At 73.5% G+C, this 25,054-nt stretch carries 19 protein-coding genes; 14 read left to right on the plus strand and 5 right to left on the minus strand.

The features are described from left to right. Positions 1–110 precede the first annotated feature (110 nt). From ACTHAM_RS02310 to ACTHAM_RS02325, 4 genes are read left to right on the plus strand one after another with little or no spacing between them, the layout of a single operon-like run. Complete coding sequence (locus ACTHAM_RS02310; RefSeq protein WP_440684146.1) at positions 111–2,342, plus strand: MMPL family transporter; 2,232 nt, start codon at positions 111–113, stop codon at positions 2,340–2,342. Then, positions 2,339–3,661 carry a sensor histidine kinase gene (locus tag ACTHAM_RS02315; RefSeq protein WP_440684147.1) on the plus strand — a complete coding sequence of 441 codons (1,323 nt, stop codon included), beginning with the start codon at positions 2,339–2,341 and terminating at the stop codon, positions 3,659–3,661. Before ACTHAM_RS02310 ends, ACTHAM_RS02315 begins: the two co-directional genes overlap by 4 nt. Continuing rightward, positions 3,658–4,329 carry a response regulator gene (locus tag ACTHAM_RS02320; RefSeq protein WP_440684148.1) on the plus strand — a complete coding sequence of 224 codons (672 nt, stop codon included), beginning with the start codon at positions 3,658–3,660 and terminating at the stop codon, positions 4,327–4,329. Before ACTHAM_RS02315 ends, ACTHAM_RS02320 begins: the two co-directional genes overlap by 4 nt. A 38-nt stretch (positions 4,330–4,367) precedes the next feature. Next, complete coding sequence (locus ACTHAM_RS02325; RefSeq protein WP_440684149.1) at positions 4,368–5,651, plus strand: MFS transporter; 1,284 nt, start codon at positions 4,368–4,370, stop codon at positions 5,649–5,651. Between the two features lie 28 nt (positions 5,652–5,679). Here ACTHAM_RS02325 and ACTHAM_RS02330 read toward each other — a convergent pair whose 3' ends face one another. Together ACTHAM_RS02330 and ACTHAM_RS02335 are read right to left on the minus strand one after the other, a co-directional pair. Further along, entirely contained in the window at positions 5,680–6,723 is a 1,044-nt protein-coding gene (locus ACTHAM_RS02330) for a phosphotransferase family protein (protein WP_440684150.1), read from the minus strand. A 9-nt stretch (positions 6,724–6,732) separates the two neighbouring features. Further along, positions 6,733–8,019: an MFS transporter gene (locus ACTHAM_RS02335; RefSeq protein WP_440684151.1), complete on the minus strand. Its 1,287-nt coding sequence runs from the start codon at positions 8,017–8,019 to the stop codon at positions 6,733–6,735. Between the two features lie 576 nt (positions 8,020–8,595). On the opposite strand from ACTHAM_RS02335, the gene ACTHAM_RS02340 reads away from it, so the two are divergent. From ACTHAM_RS02340 to ACTHAM_RS02355, 4 genes are read left to right on the plus strand one after another with little or no spacing between them, the layout of a single operon-like run. Continuing rightward, positions 8,596–10,143 (plus strand): glycosyltransferase family 2 protein, encoded by a 1,548-nt coding sequence (locus ACTHAM_RS02340; RefSeq protein WP_440684152.1) that lies wholly within the window; start codon positions 8,596–8,598, stop codon positions 10,141–10,143. Continuing rightward, positions 10,136–11,683, plus strand: a complete 1,548-nt coding sequence (locus tag ACTHAM_RS02345; RefSeq protein WP_440684153.1) for a glycoside hydrolase family 26 protein — start codon at positions 10,136–10,138, stop codon at positions 11,681–11,683. Before ACTHAM_RS02340 ends, ACTHAM_RS02345 begins: the two co-directional genes overlap by 8 nt. Position 11,684: 1 nt before the next feature. Continuing rightward, complete coding sequence (locus tag ACTHAM_RS02350) at positions 11,685–11,882, plus strand: hypothetical protein (protein ID WP_440684154.1); 198 nt, start codon at positions 11,685–11,687, stop codon at positions 11,880–11,882. 8 nt (positions 11,883–11,890) lie between these two features. Then, complete coding sequence (locus ACTHAM_RS02355; protein ID WP_440684188.1) at positions 11,891–13,264, plus strand: UDP-glucose dehydrogenase family protein; 1,374 nt, start codon at positions 11,891–11,893, stop codon at positions 13,262–13,264. 67 nt (positions 13,265–13,331) lie between these two features. Here the strand turns inward: ACTHAM_RS02355 and pgm are convergent, their stop codons facing one another. Then, the gene (pgm, locus tag ACTHAM_RS02360) at positions 13,332–15,002 is read right to left on the minus strand and encodes a phosphoglucomutase (alpha-D-glucose-1,6-bisphosphate-dependent) (RefSeq protein WP_440684155.1); all 1,671 of its coding nucleotides are present in this window, start codon (positions 15,000–15,002) and stop codon (positions 13,332–13,334) included. A gap of 114 nt (positions 15,003–15,116) precedes the next feature. Between pgm and ACTHAM_RS02365 the strand changes: the two genes are divergently transcribed. Together ACTHAM_RS02365 and ACTHAM_RS02370 are read left to right on the plus strand one after the other, a co-directional pair. Beyond that, entirely contained in the window at positions 15,117–15,941 is an 825-nt protein-coding gene (locus tag ACTHAM_RS02365; protein WP_440684156.1) for a DUF5926 family protein, read from the plus strand. A 203-nt stretch (positions 15,942–16,144) separates the two neighbouring features. Beyond that, complete coding sequence (locus ACTHAM_RS02370; RefSeq protein ID WP_440684189.1) at positions 16,145–16,957, plus strand: glycosyltransferase family 2 protein; 813 nt, start codon at positions 16,145–16,147, stop codon at positions 16,955–16,957. 28 nt (positions 16,958–16,985) lie between these two features. Here the strand turns inward: ACTHAM_RS02370 and ACTHAM_RS02375 are convergent, their stop codons facing one another. After that, entirely contained in the window at positions 16,986–19,421 is a 2,436-nt protein-coding gene (locus tag ACTHAM_RS02375; protein WP_440684157.1) for a hypothetical protein, read from the minus strand. Positions 19,422–19,562: 141 nt separating this feature from the next. Here ACTHAM_RS02375 and pheA point away from each other — a divergent pair, with 141 nt between their 5' ends. Continuing rightward, positions 19,563–20,516 carry a prephenate dehydratase gene (pheA, locus tag ACTHAM_RS02380; protein WP_440684190.1) on the plus strand — a complete coding sequence of 318 codons (954 nt, stop codon included), beginning with the start codon at positions 19,563–19,565 and terminating at the stop codon, positions 20,514–20,516. Between the two features lie 3 nt (positions 20,517–20,519). Here pheA and ACTHAM_RS02385 read toward each other — a convergent pair whose 3' ends face one another. Beyond that, the gene (locus tag ACTHAM_RS02385) at positions 20,520–21,680 is read right to left on the minus strand and encodes a diacylglycerol/lipid kinase family protein (RefSeq protein ID WP_440684158.1); all 1,161 of its coding nucleotides are present in this window, start codon (positions 21,678–21,680) and stop codon (positions 20,520–20,522) included. A 186-nt stretch (positions 21,681–21,866) separates the two neighbouring features. Between ACTHAM_RS02385 and serS the strand changes: the two genes are divergently transcribed. The 3 genes from serS to ACTHAM_RS02400 all read left to right on the plus strand — a co-directional run bounded on the left by serS (position 21,867) and on the right by ACTHAM_RS02400 (position 25,041). Continuing rightward, entirely contained in the window at positions 21,867–23,159 is a 1,293-nt protein-coding gene (gene serS / locus ACTHAM_RS02390; RefSeq protein ID WP_440684159.1) for a serine--tRNA ligase, read from the plus strand. Continuing rightward, the gene (locus ACTHAM_RS02395; RefSeq protein WP_440684160.1) at positions 23,156–23,953 is read left to right on the plus strand and encodes an HAD family hydrolase; all 798 of its coding nucleotides are present in this window, start codon (positions 23,156–23,158) and stop codon (positions 23,951–23,953) included. The genes serS and ACTHAM_RS02395 overlap by 4 nt, the downstream gene beginning before the upstream one ends. A gap of 77 nt (positions 23,954–24,030) precedes the next feature. Then, positions 24,031–25,041: a LacI family DNA-binding transcriptional regulator gene (locus tag ACTHAM_RS02400; RefSeq protein ID WP_440684161.1), complete on the plus strand. Its 1,011-nt coding sequence runs from the start codon at positions 24,031–24,033 to the stop codon at positions 25,039–25,041. Positions 25,042–25,054 lie beyond the last annotated feature (13 nt).

Here is a 25,054-nt window from a genome sequence, read left to right on the forward strand (position 1 = left end):
CGGTGTACCGCCGGTGCGGTACCGCTGAGACCGCGCACGGACGACGACCCAGGGGTGCCCCCGACAGCACGCTGAGCAGGTCGCCCAGTCGTCCGTCGAAAGGCAGTCCCATGAACGCCCTCGCCCGCTGGAGCCACCGGAAGCGGCGCGCCGTCCTCGGTGGCTGGATCCTGCTGCTCATCGGACTGGCCGCGGCCGTGCTCACGCAGGGCACCGCCTTCACCGAGGACGCCACCCTGCCCGACAGCGAGTCCGCGTCGGCGTACGCGCTGCTCGCCGAGATGGGTGCCGGGTCGGCCGCCGACGGCACCACGGAGACCGGCACGATCGTCTGGCGCACCACCGGGGTCGCGATCGACGACGCCGCAGTGCAGGACCAGGTGCGCTCCGTGCTCACCGACGTCGCCGGGCTGCCGGGCGTCGAGGCGGTCGTCTCGCCCTACGACGAGGCGGGCGCCCGCCAGGTGAACGCCGAGGTGTCCACCGCCTACGCGACGGTCACCGTCGACGAGGACGTGGACGTGGATCAGGTGCGCACCGTCGCCGACAGCCTGGCGGGGGCCGGCATCGAGGTCGCGATCGGCGGGCAGGCGTTCTCCGAGCTGCCCAGCGCGTCGCACGGCACCGAGGGCATCGGCATCATCGCCGCCCTGGTCATCCTGTTCCTCGTGTTCCGGTCCCGCTGGGCTGCGTTCCTGCCGATCCTCGTCGGCGTCGTCGGTGTGGGCACCTCGCTGCTGGCCGTGATGGTCGGCTCGCACTGGGTGGACCTGGCCGAGACCTCGCTGACCATGGGCGCCCTCATCGGCCTCGGTGTCGGCATCGACTACGCGCTGTTCATCGTCAACCGGCACCGCAAGGCCCTCCTGGCGGGGGCGTCCGTCGAGGACGCGATCGCCACCGCCATCGGCACCTCCGGCCGCGCCGTGATCTTCGCCGGCCTCACCGTGATCGTCGCGCTGCTCGGCATGGTCGTCGTCGGGCTCGGCGTGCTGACCGGCATGGGGCAGGCCGCCGCCGTGACCGTCCTGTTCACGGTGCTCGCCGCGATCACGCTGCTGCCGGCCCTGCTCGGCATGCTCGGCCACAAGGTCCTGTCCAGGAAGCAGCACGACGCCCTCGCCGCCGGCCGACCCGACGCCGCCGACCCGACCGGCAAGGCCTCGGTCTCCTCCCGTTGGGCGCTGCTCGTGCAGCGCGCAACGCGCCGTTCGGCCCTCGCCGCCCTGCTGCTGATCGTCGCCATGGCCCTGCCGTTCGCGGCCATGCGGGTCGGCAACGCCGACGCCAGCAGCGACCCGGCCGGCTCGCCGACCCGCGAGTACGCCGACCTGATCGCCCCCGCGTTCGGCGCAGGGTTCGATGCCACGCTCGTGCTCGCCGCCCGCACACCCGACGCTGCTTCGGCCCAGGCGTTCACCGACCTGGTCGCGACCCTGCCCGACGTGGAGGGTGTCGCCGCCGTGCAGGCCGCACCGCTGCAGGACGGCCAGACGATCGCCGTCGCCGCGATCGTGCCGACCACGAGCGCGCAGACGCAGGAGACGCAGGACCTGGTCAACGCCCTGCGCGACGAGGTCATCCCCGCGGCCGCCGACGGCACCGCGCTCGAGGTCTACGTCGGCGGCGAGACCGCCACCAACATCGACCTGTCGCAGGCCCTGATGAGCAGGCTCCCGCTGTACCTGGGTCTGATCGCCCTGCTCGGGTTCCTGCTGCTGGCGATGGCGTTCCGCAGCGTGCTCGTCCCGCTGGTCGGTGCGGTCACCAACCTCGCCACGATCTGCGTCGGCCTGGGGGCCATCACCGCGATCTTCCAGCTCGGCTGGGGCTCCGAACTCCTCGGGGTCGGCTCCGGGGCGCCGATCATGTACATCGTGCCCGTGCTGATCGTCGGTGTGATGTTCGGCCTGTCCATGGACTACCAGGTGTTCCTGGTCAGCCGGATGCACGAGGAGTGGAGCCACACCCGCGACAACGCCCGCGCCGTCCGGGTGGGCGTCAGCGAGACCGGCCGGGTCATCGGTGCGGCCGCCACGATCATGCTCTGCGTGTTCGCGTCCTTCGGCTTCAGCGGTGAGCGGATCGTCTCCGCGATCGGCATCGGCATGGCGCTGGCCGTGCTGGTCGACGCGTTCGTGGTCCGCCTGACCCTGGTGCCCGCGCTCATGCACCTGATCGGCGACCGCAACTGGGCCTACCCTCGGTGGGCCGACCGCCTCACACCGCGCATGTCGATCGAGGGCCCCTCGGAGGTCTCCGGGGTCCCCGCCACCGACGAGCTCGAAGACCCGCAGGCCTTCGCCGGCGTCACGACCGACGGGACGACCAGCCAGCCATGACGACGAACGACGAGGGCGCGCCGGTCACCACCGGGCGGCGCGCCCGCCCGGCAGCCGGGGTGGGACGCGGAGGGCGCCCCACCCCGGCCGGCTGGGCGTTCACGTTCTTCATGCTCGCGATGATGCTCACCACCGTGTCGCTGCGCAGCGGGGCGTTCGAGGTCCCCGACAGCACCCTGCTGGCGTTCACGGTCGCCGCGTGGGCGCCCCTGCTGGTGCGCACGTACCGACCGCTGCTCGCGCTCGCGGGCACCGTGCTCGTCGAGTCGGCGCACCTCGCGCTCATCCCCGTGGTCGACCCCGACGCCGTGCAGACCGTCGCCATGGCGGCCTACCAGCCGGTGCCGCTGGCCACGCTCGCGGCGGCGTTCACGGTGGCCAGCCGGTACCCGCGCCGCACGGGTTGGGTCGCCGGCATCGGCGCGGGGGTGGTCCTGGGGATGGTCGCCATGGGGACCCGCCCGCAGTCCCTGTTCGCGACCGACGTCGTCATGGTGAACCTCGTCATGATCGCCACCGCCGTCGGGGCGCTCGTCGCCGGCCGCCACGACCGGATCGCCCACGAGGCGCAGGAGCGTGAGGACGAGAAGGAGCGGGCCGTCATCGACGAGCGGCTGCGGATCGCCCGCGAGCTGCACGACGTCCTCGCGCACAACATCACCCTGGTCAACGCCCAGGCCTCGGTGGCGCACTACCTGCTGCGCACCGACCCGGAGGCCGCCGCCCGTGCGTTGCAGAACATCACCACGCACTCCGAGCGGGCCATCGACGAGCTGCGCGCGACCGTGGGCCTGCTGCGCCACGGACCCGACCATGCCGAGGGGGCGGGCGCTGCGGGCGACGACCGGTTGCCACCCGTGCCCGACCTGGACCGGCTCGACGACCTGGTCGCCGGGTTCCGCACCGCCGGCGCTCAGATCGACCTGACGGTCACGGGGGAACGGCGCACCCTGCCGCCGCACGGGGAGACCGCCGTGCACCGCATCGTGCAGGAGGCCCTGACCAACGCGACCAAGCACGCCCCCCGGTCACCGGTGCGCGTCGCGCTGCGCTGGTCGCCCGACGACCTGCAGGTCTGGGTCGCCAACGCGCCACCGGTCGAGACCGGTCGCCGCCGCCCCGCCCCGGGCACCGGGCACGGGCTCATCGGCATGCGCGAACGGGCGCTGGCCGCCGGCGGCACGTTCCGGTCGGGGCGGTCGGCCGACGGCGGGTTCGTCGTCGCCGCGACGATCCCCGTGGCCGCCACCACCCTGCACGACACCCCTGACGCCCGCCCGGACCGTGCGGACGAGACCACCGAGGAGCCCACCCGATGACGATCCGCGTGCTGCTGGCCGACGACCAGGCGCTGCTGCGCGCCACGTTCCGCCTGCTGCTCGACTCCGACCCCGGCATCGAGGTCGTCGGCGAGGCGTCCACCGGTGCGGAGGCGGTGCGCCGGGCGCGCAGCGACCAGGCCGACGTGGTGCTCATGGACATCCGCATGCCCGACATGGACGGCATCGAGGCGACCCGTCGGATCACCGCCGACGAGGAGCTCGCGGGCGTGAAGATCCTCGTGCTGACCACGTTCGAGACCGACGACCTGGTGGTCGCGGCGCTGCGGGCCGGAGCCAGCGGGTTCCTCGGCAAGGGCGTCGACCCGGCTGCGTTGCTGGCCGCCATCCGCACGGTCGCCGCCGGCGACCAGCTGCTCTCGCCCGCGGCGACCCGCGCGCTCGTCGAACGGGTGCTCACCCAGGCCGACCCGACCACGCTGGTGCCCGCCCCCGGGCTGGCCGACCTCACCGAACGCGAGCTGGAGATCACCCGGCTGGTCGGTCGAGGGCTGTCCAACACGGAGATCGCCGCGCAGCTGTTCATCAGCCCGGCCACCGCCAAGACCCACGTGAACCGGGCCATGATGAAGACCGCCGCCCGCGACCGTGCCCAGCTGGTCGTGCTGGCCTACGAGTCGGGGCTGGTGCGCCCGGGCGAGGCCTGACGGGCAAGGCCCGACGGGCGCCGCACTAGGCTCACGCGGTGCCCTCCCTGCTCGTCGACACCACACCCCTGCGTGTCAGCCCGCAGTTCCGCCACCTGTGGGTCGGGCTGTCGGTGGGGAACCTCGGGGCGCAGCTGACGGTCGTCGCCGTCGGTCTGCAGGTGTACGCGCTGACCGCCTCGACGTTCGCGGTCGGCATCCTCGGCCTGTGCGCGCTGGTGCCCCTCGTGGTGTTCGGCCTGTACGGCGGGGCGATCGTCGACCACGCCGACCGCCGCACCGTGGCGCTGGTGGCCTCCGTCGTGGCGTGGGTCGTGACGATCGCACTGGCGGTGCAGGCGTTCGCCGGCAACGAGCAGGTCGTGGTGCTGTACGCCCTGGTGGCGGTGCAGTCGGCCGCGGCGGCGGTGAACAGCCCGGCCCGGTCCGCGATCATCCCGCGCCTGCTCGACCCCCGGCTGATGCCGGCGGCCAACGCGCTGCAGACCCTGGCGTGGAACATCGCGCTCACCGTCGGCCCGCTGCTGGGGGCCGGGCTCATCGCCGTGCTCGACTACGCGGTCGTCTACACGCTCGACGCGCTGCTGTTCACGGTGGCCCTGGCCGCCCTCGTCGCGTTGCCGCCCGTGCCGCCCGAACCGTCGGCGGACCGGCGCTCGCGCGCCGGCCTGGGCTCCGTGCTCGACGGCCTGCGCTACCTGGGCACGCAGCGCAACGTGCGCATGACGTTCCTGGTCGACCTGGTCGCCATGATCACCTCGATGCCGCGGGTGCTGTTCCCCGCGGTCGGCGTGCTGTACCTGGGCGGGCAGGAGACCACCACCGGCCTGATGACCGCCGCCATCGCCGTCGGCGGGATCCTCGCGGGCCTGTTCTCCGGGGGCCTGTCGGCCGTGCGCTGGCAGGGTCGGATCATCGTCGTGGCGATCACCGCGTGGGGGTTGGCCGTCGCCGGGTTCGGCTGGGTGCTGGTCGGCGTGGGCCGCACCTCACCGGACCACGTGGTGTGGTGGGCGCTGCTGGCCGCCGCGCTCATGCTCGCGGTCGCCGGTGCGGCCGACACGGTCAGCGCGGTGTTCCGCCAGACGATCCTGCAGACCGCCACGCCGGACCACATGCGCGGGCGCCTGCAGGGCGTGTTCATCGTGGTCGTCGCCGGGGGTCCGCGGCTCGGTGAGCTGCTGCTGGGCGGCATGTCGACACGGGTCGGTGAGGCGTGGGCCGCGGTGATCGGCGGCACCGCGTGCGTCGTGCTGCTGTGGCTGCTGGTGCGTGCGCAACGGTCGTTCCTGGACTACGACGCGCACCACCCGCAGCCCTGACGGGACCGGCCCGCCGGGCCCTGCCGCGTCACGCCCCGGGCGTCGGTGCCGCGGCGGGCAGGTCCAGGGCAGCCAGCTCGTCGAGCGCCCAGCGCAGGTTGCCCTCCGCGGTGGCACGGTGCTGGGCGAGCCAGTCGCCCACGTACCCCCGCGGCGCGATCTCCACGACGAGCAGCAGGCTGTAGAACATCCGGTACAGCAGCAGCCGGGCGGTGGTCGTCGGCTCGTCGAGGTCGAACGCGCTCGCGGCCTCGGCGTACCCGGCCAGCAGGGTGCTCGGCACAGGCCCGCGGCCCATCTGGTCGGCGCCGCTGAGCTCGAACAGGGGGTCGCCCCAGAACGCCCGCTCGGTGTCGATGACGCCGACGAGCTCACCGGTCTCGACGTCGACGAACAGGTTGCCCGGCCACAGGTCGGTGTGGATCAGCGCAGGGCGGTCCACCTGGGCGAGGGCGTCGGCGTGCCGGGCGAGCGTGGCCCGTACCTCGGCGTCGGGCACGGTGGTGCCCCACCGGGCGGCGTCGGCGAGCAGCTGCTCGACGATGCGGCGGAACGCCTCGGCCCACGTGTCGCCGTGCAGACCGGTGGCCGTGTTGGGGTAGCCGAACCGGTCGCCGACCACGGTGTGCAGGCGCGCCATCAGCGCGCCGAGCTCGCGCTCGGTGCGGGCGGTGCGCGGGTCCTCGCCCGACGGGCCGAACCCGGCGGACATCAGGGGTGTGCCGGGTAGGTGGCTGGCGACCACGACGTCGGAGGCGACCACCTGCCGTGTGAAGTCGGTGTGCAGCACGCGCGGCATGAGCAGGTCGGGTCGGTCGGCGGCCAGCTCGTACACGAGGGCCTCGGTGCGGATCAGGTCCGCCTCGTACGTCAGCAACCGGTCGGTGCTCGTCGGCGCGGTCTTGACGATCACGCGCTCACCGTCGGCCAGCGTGACGCGGTACGTGGTGGCGAACATGCCGCCGGTGAGTCGCTCGGCCTCGACGGCCTGGCCGAGGGGGGTCAGCAGCTCGCGCAGCACGGGCAGCGGGTCGGCGGCGGGGTCCAGCGCGGACAGGTCGACGGGGGCCATCCGGCGAGGTTACTGCGGGTCGGGCACCTGCTGGTCGGGACTGCTGTCGTGCGCCCCCTCGTCATCGCTGACCTGCGTCGATACCTCACGCAGGGTGCCCGTGGCGGGCCGACGCGGGCGCAGGGTCGGCAGGGCGACCAGCGTGGCGGCGACCGCGGCCGCAGCCGCCACCACGACCACGAGGAACCCGGCGTGCGAGCCCTGGGCGTCGATCCGTGACCCGGCGACCGACGACCCGACGGACACCCCGACGCCGAGCGACGTCCCGACCCAGGTGAGCCCCTCGGTCAGCCGTTCGGGCGCGACGAGGTCCTGCACGAGCGCGTTGCCGTTGACGAGCGTGGGGGCGATGGCGATGCCGGTGACGAACATGACGGCGGCGAGCGCGACCAGCGAGTCGACGAGCACGAACAGCGAGGCGCCGACGGCCAGGCCGACCATGCCCAGCGCGAACCGTTGCCACAGCGGGCGGACCCAGTGCCGTGCGCCGTACGCCAGGCCGGAGAGCATGGAGCCGAACGCGAACACGGCCAGGATGATGCCGGCGGAGCCCTTGGCACCCTGCTCCTCCGCGAACGCGACCGTGGAGACGTCGGTGGCGCCGAAGATCGCGCCCATGGCGACGAACACGACGGCCAGCACGATCATGCCGGGGTTGGCCAGCACCGAGCCGCGCGGTCGGGGGGAGTCGTGCGGGGCCACCGGCGGTTCGGACCCGCGCAGCGAGAGGAACCAGTACCCGCCGACCAGCATGCCGACGAGCGGGACGACGAGTCCGGCGGTGGGGGTGACGCTGGTGGCGAGCACGGTGGCCAGCACGGGACCGACGATGAACACGAGCTCGTCGAGCGCCGACTCCAGTGAGTACGCGGTGTGCAGGCGCCGCGGATCACCGCCGAGCACGGTGGTCCACCGCGCGCGCACCAGCGAGCCGAAGGAGCCGATGGCCGCCCCGGTGACGACGGCGGCGGCGTAGAGCCACGCCTCGTGCGCGTGCGCCGTGGCGCTGACCACGAGTGCGACGGTGCCGATCGCGGCGACGGCGACAGCCGGGCGCATCACGCGGGCCTGCCCGTGCCGGTCGACGAGCCGGGCGATCTGCGGCGAGCACGCGGCCTGCGCGATGACGTACACGGCGGAGACCCGGCCGGCGAGCCCGTAGGAGTCGTACAGGGCCGAGACCATGAGCACGATGCCGATGCCGATCATCGACATGGGGAGCCGCGCGAGCGTGCCGCTGCCGGAGAAGGCGAGGGCTCCAGGGCGCGACAGGACCTCGCGGTAGGGCTGGAGCATGCGGCCAGTGTCGCACCCGCGTCCGACACGGGGCAGCCCTGACCTTCGTGGGTGGGTCATGGGAGCACCGGGTGTGTGATCGCTCACGCGGACATCCGGCGCAAAGGTGACAGAACGGAATCTGAGTCCAGCAAAGACCGGGTCTGTGTTGTGTATCAAGTCAGTGATATCGATGTCGCCATCGCGCCAAGAACCTGATCCGCGTCCACATGCTGGACACCAGTCGTGACGAATTTCCACCGGCATGTCGAGCTGTTGTGACTGCCTGCCGCGCTCGCAGATGCCTCCGCGTGACCTGCGCCGTCGCGCGAGTTGTCCCGGTTTGGCCACCCCTGAGTCGGACAATCGACCACATTCCTCGACATCCCCGATCGCCGTCGCCGTGGCTGCGGATGTGCCCTGGAGCGGTGCAGTCTTGGTCGCACCAACCGCTCAGCAATGACGGAAGGCCAACAAGTCACCGGGGTCCATGACTCCGGCGACCGAAGGTGCAGGAGCAGTCCCGCGCCCTCGCTGCACTGCCGACGGAGCCGGTCAGCGTCGTCCCTGTCCGCCGCCGCAGCGAGGAGTGCCCCCATGTTCGTGTTCGTCCTGCAGATGCGTCACATGCTCGAAGGCCAGAGCGAGATCTACCTCTTCGCGGTGTTCTCCGCACTGGTCTGGATCCTCTGGATCCTCAAGGTCGTCCTGTCCCGCCGCTACCGGCCGTACACCGCGCCCTACGACACCACGACCTCCGTGGTGATCCCCGTCGTCGACGAACCCCTCGACCTGTTCCGCGACGTGCTGCACCGCATCGTCGAGCAACGGCCCGACGAGGTCATCGTCGTGATCAACGGCAAGCCCAACCCGGCGCTCGAGCAGGTCAGCGACGAGTTCGGCCCCTTGGTCCGCTGGGTGCACACGCCGATCCCCGGCAAGCGCAACGCCGTGAAGATCGGCACCGAGATGTCCCGCGGCGACATCACCGTGCTCGTCGACTCCGACACGATCTGGACCGAGGGCACGCTGCCCGAGCTGGTCAAGCCGTTCGCCGACCCGAACATCGGCGGCGTCACCACCCGGCAGCGCATCCTCGAGCCCGAGCGGTCCTGGATCACCCGCTGGGCCGACTGGCTCGAGAACTCCCGGGCGCTGTACTCGATGCCCGCGCAGTCCGCCCTCGGTCAGATCGGCTGCCTGCCGGGCCGCACCATCGCGTTCCGCCGCAACATCCTGATGCGCGTCATGGACGACTTCATGCACCAGCGGTTCATGGGGGTGTTCCTGGAGGTCTCCGACGACCGGACGCTGACCAACCTCACCCTCAAGGCCGGGTACCGGACCGTCTACCAGTACCCGAGCCTGGTCTACACCGACGCCCCGCTGCAGGTGAAGAAGCTCTTCAAGCAGCAGTTGCGGTGGGCGCGGGGGAGCCAGTACAACACCCTGCGCATGCTGCCCTGGATGCTCGGGCACGCCCCGATCCTGGCGGTGTTCTTCCTCACCGACATCCTGCTGCCGTTCCTGCTGGTCGGCGCCGTCGGCGGCTGGATCTACCGGGCGCTGTCGGGCACCGGCGTGAACCTCTACCAGGCGATCCTCGAGTCGTACACGGGCCTGCGCGGCTGGGTCTGGGTGATCGGGCTGATGATCGCCTCGTCCGTGCTGTCCATGGCGATCCGGCAGATCCGCCACCTGCACGAGAAGCCCTCGGACTTCTTCCGGCTGCCGGTGTTCATCATCGTCTCGACGTTCTTCCTCATGCCCGTGCGGCTGCTCGGCTTCGTGCGCATGGCGCACGCCTCCGGCTGGGGTACCCGTGCCGGCGCCTACGCCGGTGGTGGGCAGGACGACCTCATGGCCCAGCTGGAGCAGATCGTCGACCAGCCGCCGCGTGACGTCGTCGACCGCACACCCCCGCAGGGCGTGCCGCTCACCCCGGGGTCCACCAGCCCCACCGTCCCGGCAGTCCGGCCGGCAGACGGCACGGTGCAGACCCAGGTCCGCGTCGACGAGCGCACCCGGCGGACCGCGCAGGCCGCCCCGACCCGGCCGGCCCGGCGCCGCCTCAACCCCTACGCCGCGATCCCGTACGGCATCGCGGCCCTGATCCTCGCAGCGGAGGCCCTGCTCTATGTCTGAGACGACCCCCACCCCCGGCACGACCACGACCAGGTGGTGGCACTCCGCAGGTGCGGTCACCCGTGCCCGCATCGGTGCCGCCGCCGTCGCCCTGTCCCTGACGATCGTGGCCGGCGCCGTGTGGCTCTCGCCGTCGAACGCGCAGGTCCCCGCGCAGTCGCACGTCTCCGCGGAGGAGCAGCGCCTCGCCGAGGAGAACGAGGCGCTGCGCAACTCCCTGGACGCACGGGAGGACGAGCTCGCCGCCATCGAGCGCTCGCAGGCCAAGGCCGCCGCCGAACGCGCGGCCGGTGCCGCCACCGGCCAGGCGAAGGCCGCCGCCGAGAAGGCCGCCGCCGAGGAGGCCGCCGCGCAGAAGGCCGCGGAGGAGCAGGCTGCCGCCGCCGCGCGCGCCCAGGCCAAGGCCGCCGCCGAGAAGGCCGCCGCCACGGCCAAGGGTCAGGCGCGGGCAGCCCAGGACCGTGCGGAGCAGGCCGAACGGCAGGCCGCCGAGGCCGCCGCCCGCGCCCAGGCCGCCGCGACCCAGCAGAACCCGCCGGCCGCGGACCCCGCCCCGGTGGCCGCACCGACCGCACCGGCCCGTGCGGCGCTGCTCAACCCGACCAGCCGGCTGTTCGGGCTCTACACGACCCAGTCGCCGTTCAGCTGGGCCGAGTTCGACGACACGGTGGCCAAGGCCGGTGCGACCCCCGACATGGCCGGGTACTTCCAGGGGTGGGACACCGCGTTCCGCGCCGACGCCGTCACACGGTCCTGGACGAAGGGACTGCTGCCGCTGCTCACCTGGGAGTCGCGCCCCATGGCCGCCGCGAACGACGTCGTGGTGGACCCCGCCTACTCGTTGCCGGTCATCAACGCCGGCACCTACGACGACTACCTGCGCACGTACGCCGCCGACGTGGCCGCGCTCGGGCTGCCCGTCGCGATCCGCCTCGACCACGAGATGAACGCCGGCTGGTACCCGTGGAACGAGCAGGGCTCCGGCGGTGCCGCCGTCAACGGCAACAGCCGCGGCGACTACGTGACCATGTGGCGCCACGTGCACGACATCTTCGAGGCCGCCGGCGCCAACCAGTACGTCATCTGGGTGTGGGCGCCGAACATCGTCAACAACCTGCCCGCCGCCAACCAGTCGCTGGAGTACACCCAGAGCCTGTACCCGGGCGACGAGTACGTGGACTGGGTGGGCCTGTCCGGCTACTACCGCCCGCCGTACCGTGAGGACCAGACCCCGACGTTCGACTACACGTTCGGCCGCACCCTCGAGCAGCTGCGGACCATCACCGACAAGCCGATCCTGCTCGCGGAGATCGGCGCCTCGGAGACCGGTGGCGGCGACAAGCCCTCCTGGGTCACCGACCTGTTCGACGCGCTGGCCCGGCCCGAGAACGACGACATCCTCGGCCTGGCCTGGTTCAACCTCACGGTCACCACGGTGAGCGAGGGAGAGCTGGTCACCAACGACTGGCGCATCACCTCCCGGCCGGACTCCCTCGACGCGTTCGTCGTGGGGATCAGCGACCCGGCTGCGAGGTTCTGACGTGAGCTCGCCGACGGAGATCCGCACCAGCGTCATCCGCGTGCAGGGCCACCGCATCACCGTGCGTCGGACGACCCTGCGTCCGGACGACGACCCGCCCGGTCTGCGCGCCACCGCGCCCGTGGACCCCACCGACGTAGCCGCCGCTGCCTCCGCCGCACCCCCCTCCTCCCGCACGACCGCCCACCAGGAGCCGTGATGACCACCATGTACGAGCACGACGACCTCATCGAGCCTGCCGACCTCGCCGACAGCCCCCGGCTGCCCCGCATCACGGTGTTCGGCACCGGGTACCTCGGTGCCACGCACGCCGTGGCCATGGCCCAGCTCGGCTTCGACGTCACCGGCGTCGACACCGACGCCGCCAAGGTCGAGGCGCTGGCCGCCGGCAAGGTCCCCTTCTACGAGCCCGGCCTGCCCGAGCTGCTCGAGGCCACGCTCGCCACCGGCCGTCTGCGGTTCACCACCGACGCGGCCAGCGCCGTGGCGAACGCCGAGGTGCACTTCGTGTGCGTCGGCACCCCGCAGATGAAGACCAGCCACGCGGCCGACCTGCGGTTCGTCGAGGCGGCCACCACGGCCGTCGCCCGCGCCATGACCCACGACGGCGTCATCGTGGGCAAGTCGACGGTGCCCGTGGGCACCGCGGCCCGTCTGCGCGAGATCGTCGCCCGTGAGGTCGCCCCCGGGGTCGGCGCCGAGCTCGTGTGGAACCCCGAGTTCCTGCGCGAGGGCAAGGCCGTCGACGACACCCTGCACCCCGACCGCGTGGTCGTCGGGGGTGCCTCCCCGGCCGCCGAGGCGCTGCTGCGCACCGTCTACGCGCAGCCCATCGCCGAAGGCTCGCCGTTCGTGGTCACCGACCTGCCGACCGCCGAGCTGGTCAAGGTCTCCGCGAACGCGTTCCTGGCCACGAAGATCTCGTTCGTCAACGCGATCGCCCAGGTCTGCGAGGCGGCCGGCGCCGACGTCACCGTGCTGGCCGACGCCATCGGCCACGACGTGCGCATCGGCCGGCAGTTCCTCGACGCCGGGCTCGGGTTCGGCGGCGGCTGCCTGCCCAAGGACATCCGCGCCCTCATGCACCGTGCCGGCGAGCTCGGTGCGCACCGGGCCGTCGCGCTCATGCAGCAGGTCGACGAGATCAACATGGGCCAGCGTGCCGCGGTCGTCGACCACGCCGTCGAGGCGTGCGGCGGCTCCGTGCTCAACCGGCGCATCGGTGTCCTCGGTGCCGCGTTCAAGCCGCACACCGACGACGTGCGCGACTCGCCGGCCCTCAACGTCGCCGCGGCCCTGCACCTGCGCGGCGCGCAGGTCACCGTCTACGACCCGCAGGCCGGCGACACCGCGCGCGCCACGTTCCCCTCGCTGACGTACGCGACCAGCGCGGACGAGGCCGTCGAGGGCACGGACGTCGTGCTGCTGCTCACCGAGTGGGAGGAGTTCCTGCAGGCCGACCCGGTCCGCCTGGCCGCCCGCACCCGGCAGCCGCGGCTGATCGACGCCCGCGGCAAGCTCGACACGGACGCCTGGCGAGCCGCCGGGTGGTCGACCCGCACCCTGGGCCGCGCCGCCTGACGCCTCACGCCCGGCACGACGAAGGCCGCCGCCCGGCGACGCGGGTGGCGGCCTTCGTACGGGTGGGTCAGGCCAGCGTGTCGTCCACCAGCGCCTTCGCGGCCTCCTGCACCTGCGTGAGGTGCTCGGCCGAGACGAACGACTCGGCGTAGATCTTGTAGACGTCCTCGGTGCCCGACGGGCGGGCCGCGAACCACGCGTTCTCGGTGGTGACCTTCAGGCCCCCGATCGAGGCACCGTTGCCGGGGGCGGCCGTCAGCCGGGCGGTGATGTCCTCACCGGCCAGCGTCGTGGCGGTCACCTGCTCGGGCGACAGCGCCGCGAGCGTGGCCTTCTGCTCGCGCGTGGCCGCCGCGTCGACCCGGGCGTACCAGGACCGGCCGAACTCGCCCACGAGCTCCTGGTGGTGCTGCGAGGGAGTCTTGCCCGTCGTCGCGAGGATCTCGGAGGCCAGCAGCGCGAGCAGCAGACCGTCCTTGTCCGTGGTCCACACGGTGCCGTCCGTCCGCAGGAACGACGCCCCCGCCGACTCCTCGCCGCCGAACCCGACGGAGCCGTCGATCAGCCCGGGCACGAACCACTTGAACCCGACCGGCACCTCCAGCAGCGTCCGGCCCAGGCGTGCCGCGACCCGGTCCACCAGCGAGGACGACACCAGCGTCTTGCCGATCGCCGTCCCGGTAGGCCAGCCCGGACGCGCCCCGCCGTACAGGTAGTCGATCGCGACGGCCAGGTAGTGGTTCGGGTTCATCAGGCCGCCGTCGGGCGTCACGATGCCGTGCCGGTCGGAGTCCGCGTCGTTGCCCGTGGCGATGTCGAACGGCGCGTCGCCCCGCATGCGCTCCACCAGCGAGGCCATGGCCGACGGCGACGAGCAGTCCATGCGGATCTTGCCGTCCCAGTCCAGGGTCATGAACGACCAGCGCGGGTCCGTGCGCGGGTTGACGACCGTCAGGTCCAGCCCGTACCGCTCGCCGATCTCACCCCAGTACTCCACCGACGCGCCGCCCAGCGGGTCGGCACCGATGCGCACCCCCGCCGTCCGGATCGCCTCGAGGTCCAGCACGTTGGCCAGGTCGTCGACGTACGAGGTCAGGTAGTCGTGCTTGAGCGTGGTGTCGGCCGCCAGCGCCTTCTCGATGCTCACGCGGGGGATCGCCCGCCACCCGCTGCGCAGGATCTCGTTCGCGCGGTTCGCGATCCAGTTCGTCGCGTCGGAGTCGGCCGGGCCGCCGTGCGGCGCGTTGTACTTGAAGCCGCCGTCACGCGGCGGGTTGTGCGACGGGGTGACCACGATGCCGTCGGCCAGCCCGGGGCCCTGCGTCCGCACACCCTCGGACGTGCCCGCACCGTTGTGGCGCAGGATCGCGTGCGAGACGGCCGGCGTGGGAGTCCACGAGTCACGCGCGTCCACGTGCACCTCGACACCCGCCGCGGCCAGCACCTCCAGCGCGGTGCGGAACGCCGGATCGGACAGACCGTGCGTGTCCCGCCCGATGAACAGCGGGCCGTCGGTGCCCTGCCCGCGGCGGTACTCGACGATCGCCGCCGTGATCGCCACGATGTGCGCCTCGTTGAAGGCCCCGTCGAACGCGGAGCCGCGATGTCCGCTCGTGCCGAACACGACGCGCTGCGCCGGATCGGCCAGATCGGGCTCCCGGTCGTAGTACGCCCCGAGGAGGGCGTCCACGTCGATGAGGTCGGACGGCTGGGCGGGTGTACCGGCGCGCGGATCCATGTGCCCGATCCTCTCTCACCCGCCGCGTGCTGGGCACCCCCAGGGGTCCTACGACCCACCGGTCCCGCAGAACCTGCCGACGCCGCGCCGTCCGGCGCCCGGTAGCCTTCCGGCATGGTCAAGAACAGCCCCGCGTTCGTGCTGCGCCCCTTCGAGGGGCTCCCCGGTGAGCCCGACTGGGTCGCGCTCAAGGAGGTCGTGCCCGCCGCCGCCGCCACCGCGCGCACCACCGCGGAGCACGGCGCCAAGGAGGTGCTGGTCACCACGGTGCTGCCCACCGGCTGGCGTGCGCTGCACCGCGCCGACGGCGTGATCCTGCTGGCGCTGCAGGTCCCCGGCGGCTCGGGCGACGCGTCGCGCGACCTGGCGACCGCCCTGCTGGAGGCCCTCGAGGTCGAGCCCGGCACCGCCATCGAGTCGATCGGCCTGCCGACCCCCGGCCCGCGCCTGCAGGACGTGCTGGACCTGACCGTGCCGTTCGAGGTCACCGTGCAGGAGTCGTTCGCCTACTGGCTCGCCCCCGACACCGAGCGCACCGCCGACCTGACCGCCGCGATCGAGGACGCCGACGCCGGCATCATCGAGACCGTCAAGCTCGCCGCCGCCGACTCGGCCTACTGGTGCCGCATGGGCGACCGCGAGTTCCTGCGCTGGTCGCAGCCCCACGAGGAGCAGGTCGTCCTGGACGGCCTGGCCCGCCTGCACGCCGCCCGCGAGTCCGGGTTCGACGACGCCAAGTTCGTCGGCTACTTCCGCTCGTCCGGCCTGGTCGTGCCGGTGTGGGAGCTGACCCGTGGCGCCGAGGCCGCCGAGATCGAGGCGCCGCTGGCCGCGTTCGTCCCGAAGTTCGCCGCGGCGCTCGCGGACACCACACCCCTCGACGCGAACGCGCGCCGTGCCCGCGCGGGTCTGGTGGCCCGCCAGGTCACGCTGCGCTGACCGCATCGTCTGCATCGTCTGCATCGTCTGCATCGTCCGCATCGTCCGCGACGGGCTGCCGGGCTCACCGCTCGGCAGCCCGTCGCGTGTCCGGCGCCGAGCGGACCACCGGTTCACCGCGCCGATAGGCTGACCTCGTGAAGCGCGAGCACCGGTCCGAGGAGACGTCCGACCCGACTGGCGCCCCGGTGCCCTCGGCCGACGTGGCCGCGCCGGTCTCCGCTGCACCGAGCTCCGCCGTCCAGCGCTCCGCGCGGGCCCGGCAACGGGTGGCCGTGATCATCCCGGCCAAGGACGAGTCGCGCCGCATCGCCGCGACCGTGCGCTCGGCCCGCGCCATCCCGCACGTGGACCTCGTGCTCGTCGTCGACGACGGCTCCGAGGACAACACGCAGCACGTGGCCCGCGACGCCGGCGCCGTCGTCGTGCGGCACTCGCACAACCGCGGCAAGGCCGCCGCCATGGAGACCGGTGCGGCGGTCGTGGCCATGCGGGACGCCCCGGACCGTGCACCGCGGATCCTGCTGTTCATCGACGGCGACCTCGCCGAGACCGCCGTCAACACCGCGCCGCTGGTGCCCCCGGTCGTCGAGGGCGAGACCGACCTGGCCATCGCGCTGCTGCCTCCGCAGCCCGGTGCAGGTGGTCGGGGCATCGTGGTGGGCGCCGCGCGGCGGGCCATCGCGGCGCTGACGGGGTGGACCCCGACCCAGCCGCTGTCCGGCATGCGTTGCCTCACGCGGGAGGCGTTCGAGGCGGCGACGCCGTTGGCCCGCGGGTGGGGCGTCGAGACGGGCATGACCATCGACCTGCTGCGACGTGGCTTCCGCGTCGTCGAGGTGCCGTGCGACCTGCGGCACCGTCCGTCCGGGTCGGACCTCAAGGGCCAGCTGCACCGGGCCGCGCAGTACCGCGACGTGATGCTTGCGGTGAACGCGCGGCGCGTGCGCCGGGTCACCACGGCGGTGCGGCAGACCGTGGCCCCGTCGACCCGGCCCCCCCAGACGCACCGCTGATCCGCCGGCGTCCCCGGCGGGCGCCCGGTCAGACGGTGGCGGGCATCGGGGCGCCCGGAGGCTCCGTCACGGCCTCGTCGGCCACGTCCACGTGCCCGTCGGGCACGCCGAGCCGCCACTGCGCGGCGGCCGCGACCAGGCACGGCACGGCCAGGGCGATGCCCGTGGCGGGCACCACGATCCCCGAGTCGTTGATGAGGAACCCCACGGCGAGCGCCAGGCCGATGGCGGCGACGGCCGGCTTGAGCAGCGGGACCGCCGTGCGCAGGCCAGCCATGGGGCTGCCCTTGCCCAGCAGGTCCCCGCGGCGCGGGTGCGGTCCGGTGACGACCAGCGCGGTGAGTGCCACGCCGCCGATCGCCAGCACCAGGTAGCGCCACGAGGTGAGCACCCGCAGGTTGACCTCGAGCTTGCGGTAGACGACGTCCCACAGCCCGCCGTCGAGCACCGTGGCGAAGAACCGGCCCAGGTGCGTGCGTTCGGACGCGGGGCGCAGCCAGTCCAGCCCGGCGGCGCCGCCGACGGCGACCGCGCCTGCGAGGCTGATGATCGCGATCGTGCGCCACCGGATCTTGCGGCCGGACACCTGCAGCGCGAGCAGGGAGAACGCGAGGATCAGCGGAGGGGGTCCGCCGAAGTCGCTGCCCAGGCCGGGTGCACCGTCGACGACCACGAGCAGCAGGCCGAGCAGGGCCACCGACCAGGTGGCGGCGGTCCGTCGTCCGCGGCGCAGCAGCTCGTCGGCGATCACGACGGCCAGCAGCAGGCCACCGGCGGTGAGCAGCGCGAACGCCTGGTTGCTCATGCCGTAGAACCGCGCCGCGAGGATCCGGTGCGCGCCCATCGGCGAGTCGATGACCAGCGTGGACCCGGTGCACGCGTCGACCACGAGGACGACCACGGTGACCGCTGCGACCACACCGGCAGGCCCGAGCGGACGTCGGCGCCACGGGCCGACCAGCGCCAGCGCGGTGATCGCCACGACCCAGCCGCCGACCGTCCACCAGAAGGCGTTCGTCGGTGTGGCCGAGCGCCACCAAGGCACGAGCCCGGTGAGGAACGAGGCGACCGGTGCGGCGGCGAGCGCCAACGACGCCACCCGCAGCACCTGCAGGGCCGGGCGCAGCGGGGCCCGGTCCGAGCGGCCGGTGCGCGTCAGGATGATGGCTGCCGCGACGAACAGCGCGGCCTGCACGAGCACCAGCTGCGCGGAGTACGCACCGCTGACCCGGGTGATCTGCTTCGCCCGCAGCGCGATGTCGAGCAGGTGCTCGACGCGCGCGGAGGCGGCGGCCGGCCCGGCGCTCGGGGTGATCGCCGCGCCGGACAGTGCCGCCACGGAGCCGTCCAGCCCGAGCAGCTCGAGCACCGTGGGGGTGACGTCGACGGACTGGATCACGCCCGGCTGGCGGGTGGAGCCCGAGGTGAGCAGGCTCTCGCCGAACTCGACGTCCGTGCCGGGGGCCCCGGGTCCGTCGACGGCGGCCAGCTGCAGCGCGGTCCGTCCGGAGTCGGCGAGCGAGACGACCAGCACGGTCGCCCCGGCGCGTTCGGCGGCGGCCACGGCCGCCCCCACCCGGGCGTCCACGACCTGCATCTGCTGGGCCCGCGTCGGCTCGACGAAGGCCTCGGTGCTGCTGGGGTCGTCCGTCGCGTCGGCGAGGATCTCCGCCTGGTCCTCCTCGCTGAGGGCCGCGTCCGAGGCATCCGTGGACCGCCCGTGCGTGGCCTGGCCGGCGTCACGCACCGACCCGGCGTCGACGACCACCAGCTGTGAGGTGCTCAGGGCGTCACGGACGGCGCGCGTCAGACCCGAGGTGCCCGTCGGGCGGTGCACGTACGTGCCGACCGGGAGCCCTTCGTCGTCGGCCAGGGCGATCGCGGCGCCCGCCCCGATGCCCGTGGCGGTGATGCCGCCGTCGGCGAGCGCCTCGCCGAGCAGCCCGAGCCGTGCGCCGTACCTCTGGGTGTCGACGGCCGCCGTGTAGTCCGCCCACCCGGGCACGACGCCGGGTGCCTCCGCGAGGGGTTCGCGCAGCGAGCGGCAGGTGCCGTCCGCGACGAGGGCGTCGGCGGCGCGCGCACCCGCGGACACCCCGAGCCAGCCGTCGGCCGGGCAGGATCGGGTGGAGACGCTGCGGGCGGCGACCAGGCCGATCGACGCGGACCGCGACAGCGACCACAGGGCCGGTGTGGTCAGCGTGGTGACGTCGTCCCAGCGCACCCCGGTGACGCCGACGAGCACGACCGGGGTGGTGCCCGCGTCACCGGCGGCCGTGGCCGTGCCTGCTGCTGCCGTGCGCGGGGTCGTCGAGGTGGCCGCTGCCGGTGCGGCCGCGAGCACGGGTGCCGCGGACACCACGGACAGGCCCAGGCCGAGCACGAGCGCGAGCAGCACGAGCACCGGGGCGGGCACGACGGTGCGTGCGGCCGCGCGGGCGGCCGGGAGGGCAGGGTTGGGCACCGGCTCAGCCTACGGTCGCACTACCCTCGACCCGGCGGCCCACCCGGGTTCGCCTCGGGTGTCCACCGCCCCTGCACCGGACCTGCACGTCTTCCGGTGCCCCGCGGGTGCGGCGTGCAGGACCAGGAGGGGCCGATGTCCATGCCGTCCGCACCGCGTTACGCCTACCTCGGGCCGGCCGGCACGTTCACCGAGGCCGCCCTGCGCCAGGTCGTGGCCCCGCAGGACGCGGTGTACCTGCCCCAGCCGGACGTGGTCTCGGCGATCGACGCGGTGCGCACCGGCTCGGCGGACCTGGCGGTCGTGGCCATCGAGAGCACCGTCGAGGGTGGTGTCACCGCGACGTTGGACTCGTTGGCGGTCGGGGAGCCGCTGGTGCTGCTGCGCGAGGTGCTCGTGCCGGTCCAGTTCGCCCTGGCGGCGGCTCCGGGTGTGCGCCTGGCCGACGTGCGCCGGGTGGCGGCGCACCCGCACGCCTGGGTGCAGTGCCGTCGGTGGCTGGGCGCGCACCTGCCCGACGTGGTGCACGTGCCGGCCACGTCGAACACCGCCCCGGCGGCCCTGATCGCGGCGCGCACGTCGGACGACGCGCCGCTCGGGTTCGACGCCGCGCTGGTGCCGCCCGCTGCCGTCGAGCCGTACGGCCTGGAGGTGCTGGCCGCCGACATCGCCGACAACGCGCACGCCCTGACCCGGTTCGTCGTGGTGGGCCGCCCCGGGCAGGTGCCGGCGCCCACAGGCGCGGACAAGACGACCCTGGTGGTGCACCTGCCCGACAACGAGGCCGGTGCGCTGCTGGCCATGCTCGAGCAGTTCGCGGCACGCGGGGTGAACCTCTCCCGCATCGAGTCGCGTCCCATCGGTGACGCGCTGGGGCGGTACTCGTTCTCGATCGACGTCGACGGGCACATCGAGGAGGAGCGCGTCGGTGAGGCGCTCATGGGCCTGCACCGCCGTTGCCCGTACGTGCGGTTCCTCGGTTCGTACCCCAAGGCCGACGGCCTGCCGGCCACCGTGCACGTGGGCACCTCGGACGCGGAGTTCGTGCACGCCCGTGCGTGGCTGCAGGCCGTGCGTGAGGGCGGCAGGACCTGAGCCTCAGACGGGGACGCGCACGACCAGCGCGCCGGGGTCGACCCACGCGCTGAGCTCCCTGACGACCCCGATCACCTCGCCGTCGACCTGCACGTGCTCACCGGCGGGCACCACGACGCGCACGGAGCGGGCCCGGGTGTGGTCGATGCGCCCGATCTTGGCGGGCAGCTCGTTGCGCACGCCCACGCCCTGCAGCACGACCTCGCCGAACAGCTGCGCCCAGCCGGCCACGCCGGCGCGGGTGTCGATCGCGGCGATGTCGAGCCAGCCGTCGTCGACGACCGCGTCGGGCAGCAGGGTCAGCCCGCCGGGCAGCTTGCCGCAGTTGCCGATCAGCAGGCTGCGCAGTCGGGTGGTGGTGCCGGCGGCGTCGTCGATCCGCACGTGGACACGGGTGCGGCGACCGTGCAGGTGCCGGATACCGGCCACGAAGTAGGCGATCCACCCGACCTTGGCCTTGAGCTGCTCGTCGGTGTCGGCGACCATCGCCGCGTCGAACCCGAGGCCCGCGATGACGAGGAACAGGTGGTCGTCGGCGCGCGGTGTGCCGTGCTCGTCGGCCCCGGCCCGGCCGTCGTCGGCGGGGGAGCCGTCACCGGGCGTGCCGTGCCGCAGCACCCGCAGCCGCCCGACGTCGATCGTGCGGTCCACACCGGTGAGGGCGACCCGCAGCGCGGCCTGCTGGTCCGACAGCGGCAGGTCGAGGTTGCGGGCCAGCAGGTTGCCGGTGCCCAACGGCAGCAGCCCCATGGGGACACCCGAGCCGACGAGGGCTTCGGCGACGGCCCGGACGGTGCCGTCCCCGCCGGCCGCGAGCACCACGTCGGCGCCCCGCTCGAGCGCCTCGCGGGCCTGGGCGGTACCCGGTTCCTCGGCCGTGGTCTCGAACCACAGGGGTTCGGGAAGGTGCTGGTGGGCGCACTCGCGGCGGACGGCGATCCGCAGCCCGGCGACGTCCGGCTTGGTCGGGTTGGCGACGACCGCCACCAGCGGCCCGCGGGGGTGCGGTGACCGCGCCGTGGCGCCCGGGGCGACGTCCCCGCGCGGGGGGAGCCCGAGGCGGCGGCGCAGGTCCTGCTCGCGGCGCCACATCACTCCGGCCAGGGTGAGTGCCGCCAGGGCCACCGCGACCGCGGCGACGGCGACCCACCCCTGCCACGACATGCCCGCAATCTACGTCGGTTCACCGGCGCCCACCCCGCCGACGGGCCGCTGACCTCACGGTCGGGCTCTGCGGGGCGGTCGCGGTGCGGCTGCGGTGCGGGTGCGGGGTGCGCATGTGGTGCGGTCGTGGGGTGTCGAAGGTCGTGCGGCGGGGTGGGAGCCGGGGCGGCTCGATAGGCTCGCCCTGTGATCGATCTGCGACTCCTGCGGGAGGACCCCGACGTCGTGCGTGCCAGCCAGGTCGCGCGTGGTGACTCGCCCCATCTCGTCGACGAGGTGCTCGACGCGGATGCGCGCCGCCGCTCCGCGCTGACCGAGTTCGAGAACCTGCGGGCCGAGCAGAAGTCCCACGGCAAGCTCGTGGCGTCCGCGCAGGGCGAGGACAAGCAGCGGCTGCTCGCGCACGGCAAGCAGCTGGCCGAGCGGGTCAAGGCACTGCAGGCGGACGCGGACGCGGCCGAGAAGACGGCGACCGAGCTGGCCCGCCGCATCGGCAACGTCATCGAGCCGGGCGTCCCGTCGGGCGGCGAGGACGACTACGTCGTGCTCGACCACGTGGGCACGCCGCGTGACTTCGCCGCGGAGTACGGCGCGGACTTCGCGGTGCGCGACCACCTGGAGCTCGGTGAGGGCCTCGAGGCGATCGACACCGAGCGCGGCGCGAAGGTGTCCGGTGCGCGGTTCTACTACCTGACCGGCATCGGTGCGCGCCTGGAGCTGGCGCTGCTCAACGCCGCGGTCGACAGGGCGCTCGGGGCGGGGTTCACGCCGGTGATCACCCCGACGCTGGTCAAGCCCGAGGTCATGGCCGGCACCGGGTTCCTGGGTGCGCACGCCGACGAGATCTACCGGCTCGAGGCGGACGACCTGTACCTGGTGGGTACCAGCGAGGTGGCCCTGGCCGGCTACCACTCGGGCGAGATCCTCGACCTGTCGGCGGGCCCCAAGCGGTACGCCGGGTGGAGCGCCTGCTACCGGCGCGAGGCCGGCTCGTACGGCAAGGACACCCGCGGCATCATCCGCGTGCACCAGTTCCACAAGGTCGAGGCGTTCTGCTACACGACCGTCGAGGACGCCGCGGCGGAGCACCAGCGGATCCTCGGCTGGCAGAAGGACATGCTCGCGCTGGTCGAGCTGCCGTACCGGGTGATCGACACGGCCGCGGGTGACCTGGGGTCCAGCGCGGCGCGCAAGTTCGACTGCGAGGCGTGGCTGCCCAGCCAGCAGCGGTACCTGGAGCTCACCTCGACGTCGAACTGCACGACGTACCAGGCGCGGCGCCTCGGTGTGCGTGAGCGCACGGCGGACGGCACGGTTCGCACGGTCGCCACGCTCAACGGCACGCTGGCCACGACCCGGTGGATCGTGGCGTTCCTGGAGAACCACCAGCAGGCCGACGGCTCGGTGCGGGTGCCCGAGGGGTTGCGCCCGTACCTGGGCGGCCTCGAGGTGCTCGAGCCCACGCGGGTCGTCCGGTGAGCCGGGCCCGGCTGGTCGCCCTCGACGTCGACGGCACGCTCATGTCGTACGACGGCGTGATCTCCGACGGCGTCCGGCAGGCGGTCGCCGGGCTGTGCGACGCCGGCGTGCACGTGGTCCTGGCCACAGGCCGGTCGGTCATCTCGGCGGTCCCGGTGGCGCACGAGCTGGGCCTGACGGACGGCTGGGTGGTCTGCTCGAACGGTGCGGTGACGGCCCGCCTCGACCCGGACCTGGACGACGGCTACGAGATCGTCAAGATCGTCACGTTCGACCCGGGCCCGGCGTTGCGCACGATCGCGCTGGAGCTGCCCGACGCGCTGTACGCCGTGGAGGACGTCGGTTTCGGGTTCCTCGTCTCGGGTGACTTCCCGGTCGGTGAGCTGCAGGGCGAGCACAAGCGGGTCTCGTTCGAGGAGCTGACGCAGACGTCGGCCACTCGCGTGGTCATCCGCAGCCCGCAGAGCACACCGGAGGAGTTCCACGAGCTGGTCGAGCGCGTGGGTCTGCACGAGGTGACGTACGCGGTGGGCTGGTCGGCGTGGCTGGACCTCACGCCCGGCGGGGTGTCCAAGGCCTCCGCGCTGGAGGACGTGCGGCAGCGGCTGGGTGTCGAGCCGTTCGCCACCGCGGCCGTCGGTGACGGCGGCAACGACCGCGAGATGCTGCAGTGGGCGGCGCGCGGGGTCGCGATGGGGCACGCCTCGGAGGCGGTGCGCGCCGTCGCCGACGAGGTCACCGGCACCATCGACGACGACGGCGCCCTCGAGGTGCTGCGCAGCCTGCTGGTCTGAGCCGCCCGCCGAGCGGGGTCCGGGGTGCGACGCGCCCCGGTTGGACCGGTACGGCGGCGGCGTGGACACTGCGTCCCATGGCGCACGGCATCGAGGACGTCGCCCGGGCCGCCGGGGTCTCCACGGCGACGGTGTCGCGCGCGCTGCGCGGTCTGCCCAACGTCACGGCGGCCACCCGGGAGCGTGTGCGCCTGGTGGCCGACGAGCTCGGCTACTCGCCCTCACCCTCGGCGTCGTCCCTCGCGTCGGGCCGCACGCGCACGATCGGGCTGCTCACGCCGTGGATCAGCCGCTGGTTCTTCGCGCACGTCATCGAGGGCGCCGAGCGCACGTTGCGCGCCTCGGACATGGACGCGCTGCTGTACACGTTCGAGGTGGGTCGGGGTCCGCGTCGCCGGGTGGACCCGTCCGTTCTGCGACGTCGGGTCGACGGGGTCCTGGTCGTGGGGCTGCCGATGACCCAGGCGGAGGTCGACGACCTGGCCTCGCTCGGCGAGCCGCTGATCTTCATCGGCTCCGGCCCCCCCGGGCAGATCACCGTGCGGCTGGACGACCTGCGGACGGCCCGGGAGGCCACCGAGCACCTGATCGCGCTCGGCCACCGGCACATCGCGCACGTGACGGGCGACCCGGACGAGATGTCCGCGTGGGCCCCGGCGACGGACCGGTTGCGCGGGTGGCGCTCGGCGTTGGTCACGGCGGGCCTGGCTGCCCCCGCGGACCTGGAGGTGCACGGCGACTTCGACGTGGTCAGCGCCCGGGCTGCCGCGCACGTGCTGCTGCGCGACCACCCGGAGGTGACGGCGGTGTTCGCCGCCTCGGACGAGATGGCGATGGGTGTGGCCCTGGCGGCGGGCGACCTGGGCCTGCGCATCCCGCAGGACCTGTCCGTGGTGGGGGTCGACGGCCACGACCTCGGTGAGCTGATCGGTCTGACGACCATGGCGCAGGACGCCGGCGAGCAGGGCGTCACGGCGGCCAGCATGCTGCTGGACCTGATGCGCGGGGAGCCGGTGCCGGGGGATGTCACGTTCCCCACGCACCTGGTGGTGCGGCGGTCGACGGGCCCGGTGCGGGCCGGCGGCTGAGCGCCCGCTGTCC

This window comes from Cellulomonas soli (assembly GCF_052036975.1).
In the GTDB taxonomy this organism is placed as follows: domain Bacteria; phylum Actinomycetota; class Actinomycetes; order Actinomycetales; family Cellulomonadaceae; genus Cellulomonas; species Cellulomonas soli_A.